The sequence below is a fragment of the Streptomyces ureilyticus genome (genome assembly GCF_011045025.1).
GTDB lineage: Bacteria > Actinomycetota > Actinomycetes > Streptomycetales > Streptomycetaceae > Streptomyces > Streptomyces ureilyticus.
On the sequence record NZ_JAAKZX010000282.1, the window covers coordinates 1 to 10,044 of the forward strand.

At 71.1% G+C, this 10,044-nt stretch carries 7 protein-coding genes; 4 read left to right on the forward strand and 3 right to left on the reverse strand.

Annotation, left to right across the window (positions count from 1 at the left end):
• Both G6048_RS43635 and G6048_RS43640 read left to right on the forward strand, forming a co-directional pair.
• On the forward strand, window positions 1-2,375 hold a 2,375-nt coding region (locus G6048_RS43635), incomplete at its 5' end, for a helicase C-terminal domain-containing protein (protein WP_165345162.1).
• Window positions 2,376-2,922: 547 nt separating this feature from the next.
• On the forward strand, window positions 2,923-3,117 hold the full coding sequence (locus G6048_RS43640) for a hypothetical protein (protein ID WP_165345163.1): 195 nt from the start codon (window positions 2,923-2,925) through the stop codon (window positions 3,115-3,117).
• Here the strand turns inward: G6048_RS43640 and istB are convergent.
• Window positions 3,095-4,561 carry an IS21-like element helper ATPase IstB gene (gene istB, locus G6048_RS43645; RefSeq protein WP_235991043.1) on the reverse strand — a complete coding sequence of 489 codons (1,467 nt, stop codon included), beginning with the start codon at window positions 4,559-4,561 and terminating at the stop codon, window positions 3,095-3,097. The two genes, G6048_RS43640 and istB, sit on opposite strands and share 23 nt — an antisense overlap.
• 185 nt (window positions 4,562-4,746) lie before the next feature.
• Here istB and G6048_RS43650 point away from each other — a divergent pair, with 185 nt between their 5' ends.
• Window positions 4,747-6,390 (forward strand): DNA repair helicase XPB, encoded by a 1,644-nt coding sequence (locus G6048_RS43650; protein WP_165345164.1) that lies wholly within the window; start codon window positions 4,747-4,749, stop codon window positions 6,388-6,390.
• A gap of 24 nt (window positions 6,391-6,414) precedes the next feature.
• Here G6048_RS43650 and G6048_RS43655 read toward each other — a convergent pair whose 3' ends face one another.
• Window positions 6,415-6,618 (reverse strand): hypothetical protein, encoded by a 204-nt coding sequence (locus tag G6048_RS43655; RefSeq protein WP_165345165.1) that lies wholly within the window; start codon window positions 6,616-6,618, stop codon window positions 6,415-6,417.
• Window positions 6,619-7,003: 385 nt separating this feature from the next.
• Between G6048_RS43655 and G6048_RS43660 the strand changes: the two genes are divergently transcribed.
• Window positions 7,004-9,073: a HelD family protein gene (locus G6048_RS43660; RefSeq protein WP_328828726.1), complete on the forward strand. Its 2,070-nt coding sequence runs from the start codon at window positions 7,004-7,006 to the stop codon at window positions 9,071-9,073.
• 13 nt (window positions 9,074-9,086) lie between these two features.
• Here the strand turns inward: G6048_RS43660 and G6048_RS43665 are convergent, their stop codons facing one another.
• Window positions 9,087-9,893 (reverse strand): YqeB family protein, encoded by an 807-nt coding sequence (locus G6048_RS43665; protein WP_235991042.1) that lies wholly within the window; start codon window positions 9,891-9,893, stop codon window positions 9,087-9,089.
• Window positions 9,894-10,044 lie beyond the last annotated feature (151 nt).

Here is a 10,044-nt window from a genome sequence, read left to right on the forward strand (position 1 = left end):
GCCCCGACCTCATCACCCCCGTCCCCACCGACCTCACCCAGCTCGCCACCCGCGCAGGCACCCGCGCATCCGTGATCCGCGCCCTGGAACGCCTGGACCGTTTCGCCCTGCAGACGGCGGAGGCCCTGGCCGTGGCCCCGGACCCGGCGGCGTACGACACGCTCCTGGCGCTGCTGGCCGGCGACGAGCGCGACCCCGAGGTCACCGGCGCCCTCCCCCGCGCCCTGGCGACCTTGCGCGAGCAGGCGCTGGTGTGGGGCGCGGACGACCGGCTGCGTCTGGTGCGTACGGCCCGCGAACTGCTCGCCCCCTCGCCGCAGCACCCGTCCCCGACCGGCCTCGGCCCCACGGTCGCGGAGGCGACGGCGGGCATGTCGCCGGGACGTATCCAGGAGATCCTCGCGACGGCCGGGCTGCCCACGACGCATGACGCGGTGTCGGCGGTGGCGTCGCTGACCGAGTTGTTCACCGACCGCCCCCGGATGCGGGCCCTGCTCGACGAGGCCCCGGCCGACTCCCTGGAGGTGCTGTCGCGGCTGGTCTGGGGCCCGCCGTACGGGCAGGTCACGGCCGACCCGGCCGCCCGCCTGCGCTGGCTCCTCGACCGCGGACTGCTGCTGCCGACGGCGCCCGGCACGGTCGTACTCCCCCGCGAAGTCGCCCTGCATCTGAGGGCGGGCCACGCGCACCAGAAAACGGAACCGCTCCCGCCGGCCGTCGAGCCCGCCGTCACGCATCGTCCACAGGTGGTGGACGCGGCGGCGGCAAGCCAGGCGTACACCGCGCTCGCGACCGTCGAGGAGCTGCTCAAGGACTGGGACGAGGGCGGCCCGGCCGTGCTGCGTGCGGGCGGCCTGAGCGTACGGGACCTCAAGCGCACCGCGGTGGCCCTGGACGTGTCGGAGCCGATCGCCGCCTTCTGGGTCGAACTCGCTTACGCGGCGGGCCTGTTGGCCTCGGACAGCGAGGCCGACGAGCGGTACGCCGCGACCCCCGAGTACGACGCCTGGCTGGAGCTGCCCGCGACCGAGCGGTGGACGCGGCTCGCCACCGCCTGGCTGACCGCGACCCGCACGCCGGGCCTGGTCGGCGGCCGGGACGCCAAGGACCGTACGCTCTCGGCGCTGGGCCCTGGCCTCGACCGCTCCGCCGCGCCCGAGGTCCGCCACCGCGTACTGGCCCTGCTCGCCGCGCTCCCCGAGGGCGCCGCGGCCTCCGCCGACTCCCTGATCGCCCGCCTGCACTGGGAACGCCCCCTGCGCACCCCCCAGGCCGCGACCGGGACTGACGATCTGCGCACGCGGCTCGCCCGATGGGCCCTGTCCGAGGCGGAGTCGCTCGGGATCACCGGCCGGGGCGCACTGTCCACGCACGGCCGGGCCCTGCTCGCGTCGCCACCCGAGGCTCCCCTCACGGGAGCCGAACTCGCCGCGGCCGCCGCCCGCGCCGGCCGCGTCCTCGCGCCCCTCCTCCCCACGCCCCTCGGCCACGTCCTGCTCCAGGCCGACCTCACCGCGGTCGCGCCGGGCCCGCTGGAGCGCCCGCTGGCGGACATGCTCGGCGTGCTCGCGGACGTGGAGTCGAAGGGCGGGGCGACGGTGTACCGGTTCACGCCGGGGTCCGTACGGCGGGCCCTTGACGCGGGCCAATCCGCCTCCGACCTGCACGCTTTCCTCGCCGCGCACTCGAGTACGCCGGTGCCGCAGCCCCTCACGTATCTGATCGACGACGTCGCCCGCAGGCACGGCCATCTGCGGATCGGCGCCGCGTCGGCGTACGTCCGCTGCGACGACGACGCCCTGCTGAACGAGATCCTCGCCGACAAGCGCTCCGCCGACCTGCGGCTGCGCCGACTCGCCCCCACCGTGCTGGCCGCGCAGACCGATCCGACCACGCTTCTCGAGGGCCTGCGCACGATGGGCTTCGCGCCCGCCGCGGAGTCGGCGGAGGGCGACGTACTGATCGCGCGCGCCCACGCGCACCGCACCCCGCCGCGTACCGCCCCCGAGCCCGTACCCGACGGCCCGCCGGTCCCCGACGCCACCCTGCTGACCGCCGCGATCCGCGCCATCCGCGCCGGCGACCTGGCCTCCACGGCTCCCCGCAAACCGGCCGCCGCATCGGCCCCGAACGGCGCCCTCCCCCGCACCACCTCCGCCGAGACCCTCGCCACCATGCAGGCCGCCGTCCTCACCGGCGAGCCCCTGTGGATCGGCTACGTCAACGCCGAGGGCTCCGCCAGCCAGCGCGTCATCGCCCCGATCCGCGTCGAGGGCGGCTTCGTGACGGCGTACGACCACACCGCGGACGAGGTCCGCACGTATCCGCTGCACCGCATCACGGGGGTCGCGGAGTTGGCGGACGACAGCGCGTAGGCGCTCCGCTGGAGGCGCAGTTTTGAACCCGCGGGCCCGGTGGGGGCTGGTTGTGCCCACGCGGCGGAGCCGCATCTGTCACTGCCCCGCGCCCCTAAAGGGGCGCTACAGCGGACCGGAGTTCACCAAGGCCGCCCTACGCGAGTCCTCACCCGTCACCTGTACGGGCGTACACGGTGGATCATGCACGCCACGCCGGGGACTTCGCTCCCTTGAGGGACATCCGGGCACGTCTCGCATCGCCGCTCGAGTCGCCGGGCAGCCACTCGACGTCCTGATCAATGCCTGGTCAACAGGCAAGCGCGAGAAAGAGGTTGTCCCATGCGTACCACTCGTCGTGTCGCCACCGTCCTGATCGGAACCGCCGCGCTGCTCGGCGCACTGGCCTCTCAAGCCGCGGCGATCGGCATCGATCTCGGCGGGGGCCTGACCCTCTGACCGCCCCGCGCACCCCTCGGGCCGGACTCGGCATCCCGAGTCCGGCCCGTCCCCGCCTGAGTTACCCGCTGAGCTTCCGACCGTGTTTCCGAAAGGCCTGAAACCCGTCATGCGTTCTCGTGCTGTCGCCACCACCACCCTGCTCGCCGCGGTCGCCCTCGTCGGCGTACTCGGCTCTCAGGCCCAGGCCGCGCCCGCGCTGCCGCTGCCTCTGCCGACTCCCGCGACCGAGTCCCTCGTCACGGAGGTCGGCAACGTCGAAGGGCCGCTGGTCAACAACCTCACTCTGCCCACGATGAAATAGCCCGCCGCGTGCGGTAGCTGTCCCCGTCGAGCCGGACGATCTCCGCGTGGTGCGCGAGACGGTCGACCAGGGCGGGGGCGGCACCGCCGAAGATCTCCTCCCAGCGGCCGAGGGGGCGGTCGCTGGTCACGATCAGCGAGGCCCGCTCGTAGCGGCGCGCGACGAGTTGGAAGAGGAGGTGGGAGGTGGCCGCGTCGAAGGGGGCGTAGCCGACTTCGTCGATGATCAGCAGGGGGTACGCGTCGAGGACGGCCAGTTCCTCGGCGAGCCGCCCGCGGTCCCGTGCCTCGGTCAGCCGGTACGCCCATTCCGCGGCGGTCGCGAACAGCACCCCCTGCCCCGCCTGGCAGGCCCGTACGCCGAGCCCGACGGCGAGATGCGTCTTGCCGGTGCCGGGCGGCCCGACGAACACCACGTTCGCGCGGGCGGCGACGAAGTCCAGCTTGCCCAGGCGGGCGACCGTCTCCCGGTCGAAGGACCGAGGGTGACTGTCGTCGAAGTCCTCCAGCAGCTTCCGGGAGGGGAAACCGGCGTCCCGGATACGGGTCTCGGTCCCGGAGATGGTCATAGGGCTGGTCACAGAGCGTTCGTACGACGCGGGAGGCTCGGCGGCGGTGGAGGGGAACGCCGAGTGGACCACCGGGCGGGCGGCCGACGGGACAGTAGACGGGGCAGTCGACTGAGCCGGAACCGAGACCGCCGGGACCAAGACGGCCGGAACCGAGGCGGCGGGAGCCGGGACCGGCGTGGGCGACAGCCCATGCTTGGGCTTCGGCTCAGGCTCCTGTGACGCGTGGTCCTGGGCAGCCGCGTGATCCTGGCCAGTGTGGTCCGTGGGCGTCGCATCCTGCCCCGCATGCCCGGCAACCGCCCCGCCCGCTCCCGCCACGGACATGTACCAGAGGATCGCCGCCGAGAGGATGAACGCCATGTGGATCACCGTCCCCCACATCAGCGAGTGGCGGGGGGTGTGGTGGACGTCCACGAACATCTGGAGCAGGTGGACGGAGGAGATGCCCACGATGGCGGTGGCGAGCTTCACCTTCAGCACGTTGGCGTTGACGTGCGAGAGCCACTCGGGCTGGTCGCGGTGGCCCTCGAGTCCGATACGCGAGACGAAGGTCTCGTAGCCGCCGATGATCACCATGATCAGCAGGTTGGCGATCATCACGACATCGACGAGCTTGAGCACGGCGAGCATGACGTACGTCTCGGTCGCGTGCCCGCTCACGATCCGGAGGATTAAGCTCCACAGCTCGTTGAAGAACTTGTAGACGTACACGGCCTGGGCGGCCACCAGGCCGAAGTACAACGGCGCTTGAAGCCATCTGGTGGCGAACAGGGCGTAGCCGAGTGTCGTGGTGGGCGGGGATGCGTTGGGCCTCAGCGGCCGCCTGCGGGTTACCTGCACGGTCCGCCATTCTTCGGAACCGAAGCCGCACATCAGAATTGCCGCCACTCATTGGAATGAAAAGACATCCAATAGGACGGGACACGGGGCGGCGCCCTGACGTCCGCGGACCGGACGCGGCCGAGGAGGGACCAGGGAGGAAGCTCCCACCCGGTCCACGACCGCACACGCCGATGATCAGGCACACTGGACGTTTGGCCGACCGAAAGGGTCCTCGTGTGAATGGTCCACTCATTGTCCAGAGTGACAAGACTCTGCTGCTCGAGGTCGACCACGAGCAGGCGGACGACTGTCGTCGGGCCATCGCGCCGTTCGCGGAGCTGGAGCGGGCGCCCGAGCACATCCACACGTATCGGGTGACGCCGCTGGGGCTGTGGAACGCGCGGGCCGCCGGGCATGACGCCGAGCAGGTCGTGGACGCGTTGGTGCAGTTCAGCCGGTATCCGGTGCCGCATGCGCTGCTGGTCGACATCGCGGAGACGATGGACCGGTACGGGCGGCTGACCCTGTCCAAGCACCCGGCCCACGGGCTGGTGCTGACGACCACCGACCGGCCCGTACTCGAGGAGATCCTGCGCTCGAAGCGGATCATGCCGCTCGTGGGCGCCCGGATCGACCCGGACACCGTGGCCGTGCACCCCTCCGAGCGCGGGCAGATCAAGCAGACGCTGCTGAGGCTGGGCTGGCCGGCCGAGGACCTCGCCGGGTACGTCGACGGCGAGGCCCATTCCATCGAGCTCGCCGAGGACGGCTGGGCGCTGCGCCCGTACCAGAAGCAGGCCGTGGAGAACTTCTGGCATGGCGGGTCAGGGGTTGTCGTCCTCCCCTGCGGTGCGGGCAAGACCCTCGTCGGTGCCGGGTCCATGGCTCAGGCCAAGGCCACCACCCTGATCCTCGTCACGAACACCGTCTCCGCCCGGCAGTGGAAGCACGAGCTGGTGCGGCGTACGTCGCTGACGGAGGACGAGATCGGGGAGTACAGCGGTACGCGGAAGGAGATCCGGCCGGTCACCATCGCCACGTACCAGGTGCTGACGACGAAGCGGAAGGGCGTCTATCCGCATCTGGAGCTGTTCGACTCCCGTGACTGGGGGCTGATCATCTACGACGAGGTGCACCTGCTGCCGGCTCCCGTCTTCAAGTTCACGGCGGATCTGCAGGCGCGCCGGCGGCTCGGCCTGACGGCGACGCTCGTACGGGAGGACGGGCGGGAGTCGGATGTGTTCTCGCTCATCGGCCCGAAGCGTTTCGACGCGCCCTGGAAGGAGATCGAGGCGCAGGGCTATATCGCGCCCGCGGACTGCGTCGAGGTGCGGGTGAATCTGACGGACGCCGAGCGGCTGGCGTACGCGACGGCCGAGACCGAGGAGAAGTACCGCTTCTGCGCGACCACCGAGACCAAGCGGAAGGTCACGGAGGCGCTGGTACGGCGCTTCAAGGGGCAGCAGACGCTGGTCATCGGCCAGTACATCGACCAGCTCGACGAGTTGGGCGAGCATCTGGACGCGCCGGTCATCAAGGGCGAGACCAGCAACGCTCAGCGGGAGAAGCTCTTCGAGGCGTTCCGGCAGGGCGAGATCGGCGTGCTGGTCGTGTCGAAGGTCGCGAACTTCTCGATCGACCTGCCGGAGGCGACGGTCGCGATCCAGGTCTCGGGGACCTTCGGCTCCCGTCAGGAGGAGGCGCAGCGCCTCGGTCGCGTACTGCGTCCGAAGGCGGACGGTCATCAGGCGCACTTCTACTCAGTGGTCGCCCGCGACACCCTTGACCAGGACTTCGCGGCTCATCGACAGCGGTTCCTGGCGGAGCAGGGGTATGCGTACCGGATCGTGGACGCGGACGAGTTGCTGACGGAGAGCTGAGCGCGGGGAGTGCCCGCGAGCGGCTCAGCGTCGGCGGCGTACGACGCCCGCTTCCTCGCCGTACTCCCCGAGCACGATCACATCGAAAGCGGCGGTCGCGAAGACCTTGACGGCGCGCACGGCGTCGCCGAGGAGATGGCGGTGGTGACGGTCGTCGAGGGCGGTCGCACCGGCCGGCGGACCGTGCCGGGCGGGCCCGGAAGCTGGGGTGAAGGTCGCTGCGCTCATGTTTCCATGATGCGATTCGGCCATCCGGGTGACATCGGTCTACGGGTCCAAACTCCGCGACCTCCGCATACGCCTGAGGGCCTACCTCTCCCCCTAGGGACCCACTAGGGGCAGTACCCGCCAGGGTGTACCTCAGGAGGAGAGTCCGCGCATTAAATCGTTGGCCCCGGCGTGCGCCCCTGTCCTAAAATCCCCGCTCTTGCCCGCCTCCCTCGTGGAGCGCCGCCGACCGGACGGAAACCGGCCGGCTCAAGCCCCGCCGTACGACACGTACAGACACGCTCAGACATGTACGTAGGCACATACGGCGACGAGGCACACCCACGTATCAGGACTCCACGCAGCAGGCCCCACGCTGCATGACCACGCCCCGGAGGCAGCCGCCGTGTCCACCCCGCCCGTCGACGACCCCCTCGACCCTCTCGACTCCCTCGACCCTCTCGCCCGCGAGCGCGCCCACCTCGCCCGTTCCCGCGCGGCCCTCCGTGCCATGCGCGAGGACGTCGAGTCCCTCGACATCCGGGACGTCACCGCGAACTGGGTCAACAAGGAAGCCCTCACCCACCAGATCGACGAGCGCATCAAAGCCCTCGCGGACCTCGCCCACACCCCGCTGTTCTTCGGCCGCCTCGACTACCTGCACGAGCCGGGCGCCGAGCAGGCAGAGGGGGCGGAGGGCGAGCGCTTCTATATCGGGCGTCGGCACGTGCACGATTCCGACGGCGACCCGATGGTCATCGACTGGCGTGCCCCGGTGTCCCAGCCCTTCTACCGGGCCTCCAAGAAGACACCGATGGACATCGCGCTGCGCCGCCGCTTCGGATACACGGGCGGCGACCTCACCGCGTACGAGGACGAGCACCTCTCCGACCCCACAGAGGCCGCCGCGACCAGCAAGCTGCTCCAGCAGGAGATCGAGCGCCCGCGCGTCGGCCCGATGCGCGACATCGTGGCGACGATCCAGCCGGAGCAGGACGAGATCGTACGGTCCGGTCTGGGCGGCACTTTATGTGTGCAGGGTGGTCCGGGCACCGGGAAGACGGCCGTCGGCCTCCACCGGGTCGCGTATCTCCTCTACGCCCACCGCGAGCGGCTCGCCCGCACCGGCACCCTCGTCATCGGCCCGAACACCTCCTTCCTCCACTACATCGAGCAAGTGCTGCCCGCGCTGGGCGAGTTGGAGGTCAAGCAGTCGACGGTGGACGACCTGGTCGCCCATGTCGACGTACGCGGCAAGGACGACGCACCGGCCGCGATCGTCAAGGGCGACGCACGGATGGCCGAGGTGCTGCGCCGGGCCGTCCGTTCGCACGTGACCATGCCGGCCGAGACCGTCGTGGTGGTCCGTGGCTCACGACGCTGGCGCGTCCCGGCGTACGAAATGGAGGAGATCGTCCAGGAGTTGCTGGACCGCGACATCCGTTACGGCGCCGCCCGCGAGGCCCTGCCGCAGCGCATCGCCCACGCCGTGCTCGTACAGATGGAGCGGGCAGGCGAGGCCCCGGACGATCGGGTGCAGGACGCGGTGGCCCGCAACAGCGCGGTGAAGGCGGCGGTGAAGGCGATCTGGCCGCCGGTCGACCCCGCGAAGCTCGTGCTGCGGCTGCTCTCCGACGCCGGCTTCCTCGCCGCGCACGCCGACGGGATCCTCAGTGAGGACGAGCAGAAGACCATCCTGTGGGCCAGGCCCGTACGGTCGACGAAGTCCGCCAAGTGGTCCGCCGCGGACGCCGTGCTGATCGACGAAGCCACCGATCTCGTCCAGCGCACGCACTCGCTCGGGCATGTGGTGCTCGACGAGGCGCAGGACCTCTCCCCCATGCAGTACAGGGCGGTGGGCCGGCGCTGCACGACGGGTTCGGCGACCGTGCTCGGCGATCTGGCGCAGGGCACCACGCCCTGGGCGACGCGGAGTTGGGACGAGGCTCTGGCGCACCTGGGCAAGCAGCAGGCGGTCGTCGAGGAGCTGACGGCCGGCTTCCGCGTCCCGACGGACGTCGTCACCTACGCGTCCCGGCTCCTTCCGCACATCGCGCCCGGGCTCACTCCGGTGACCTCGGTCCGCGAGAATCCGGGTTTCTTCGAGGTACGTACGACTGCGAGCGACTCCGAAGTGATGGGCGCCTGCGAGGAGTTGATGCGCCAGCAGGGCTCGGTCGGCCTGATCGCGGCCGATGCCCGCATCCCGGCGCTGGCCGAGGGGCTGACGGCGGCGGGGATCACGTATCTCGCCCCGGGTGAGGAGACGACGCACGAGACCCGCCTCACCCTGGTCCCGGCCTCGCTCGCCAAGGGCCTGGAGTACGACTACGTGGTCCTGGACGAGCCCCGGGCCGTCGTCGACGGCGAGCCGGACGAACGCACCGGCCTGCGGCGCCTGTACGTCACCCTGACGCGGGCCGTCTCGGGCCTGATCGTGACGCACGCGGCACCGCTGCCACATCAACTGACTTGATCCATACGGTGGTTCACCGGGACGGCAGTCGCCAGTACTGCCGCTTGTCCTCGTCGCGGACGACGACGCCGAGCCGTGCCAGCTCCCTGCGCAGCTCCCGCGCGTCCTCGGCGTCGCCCTCCTTCTTGAGCGCCTTCTCCCGGGCCTTGAACAGGGCGTTCGCCCCCTCGGGCAGGCCCGGGGTGCCCGGAACCCAGCGCCGGAACTCGGCCGAGTACGGGTCGGCGTCCGCCCACGCGTAACCGTGCTCGGTGAAGGCGTCGGCGAGGCGTCGCTTGTCCAGACCGCAGTCCTCCCGGGCGAGTTCCTCGCTGTGGTGGCCGAGCAACACGAGCTGCTTGCCGTCCGGGAAGACCAGGCGGATCTTGTCCCGCGCGAACTCCTGGGACTGCTCCCGGATGGTGAGCACCACGCAGCGCCCCGAGACACGGACGGCCAACGACTCGTGCAGCAGGACCAAGGCCGCGAAAAGGCCCAGCAGCGCGCCGACGGTCACCGCGCCGATGCTCACCCACGGCTCGGGGACCGAGTCCAACAGCTCCGCCGGCCCCTTGAACGGCGCCCACCGCAGGGTGACGAGCCACCCGGCGAGCAGCCTGACCAGCTCACCGGCCACGGCTCCGGCCACGACGCAGAGAGCGAGGATGCCCCAGGTCGACTCGGCGAGCACGGTGGGCTCGTTGGGCTCGTTGGGCTCGTTGGGCCGACCCTCCCGGCCTGCCCGTGCGTCCGGCTCCTTCTGCATATCCACACTCATGCGCCCTCCACCCGAGATCTGCTGCGCAGCCCTCAGTGTGGCGAGCGACGGAACGCCGGTCATCAGCCGATGGTCTACGGCACTGCCACTTTGGTATGCGACTCCCGGTGACCGCCCCGTGCGTCCGCCCTGCCATCCGCCCGTAGCGGCTACGAGTCCAGGGCCGCCCGCCACTCGCGGACAGCGGCGGCCGAGACGGGCTCCGCCCACCCAC

What these genes read in the sequence shown, in the direction of transcription:
- G6048_RS43640 (WP_165345163.1), top strand. Translation starts at nt 2,923, where the DNA reads ATGCGTTCTCGTGCTGTCGCCACCACCACCCTGCTCGCCGCGGTCGCC.
- G6048_RS43665 (WP_235991042.1), bottom strand. Translation starts at nt 9,893, where the DNA reads ATGACCGGCGTTCCGTCGCTCGCCACACTGAGGGCTGCGCAGCAGATC.
- istB (WP_235991043.1), bottom strand. Translation starts at nt 4,561, where the DNA reads ATGTGCGGCTTCGGTTCCGAAGAATGGCGGACCGTGCAGGTAACCCGC.
- G6048_RS43655 (WP_165345165.1), bottom strand. Translation starts at nt 6,618, where the DNA reads ATGAGCGCAGCGACCTTCACCCCAGCTTCCGGGCCCGCCCGGCACGGT.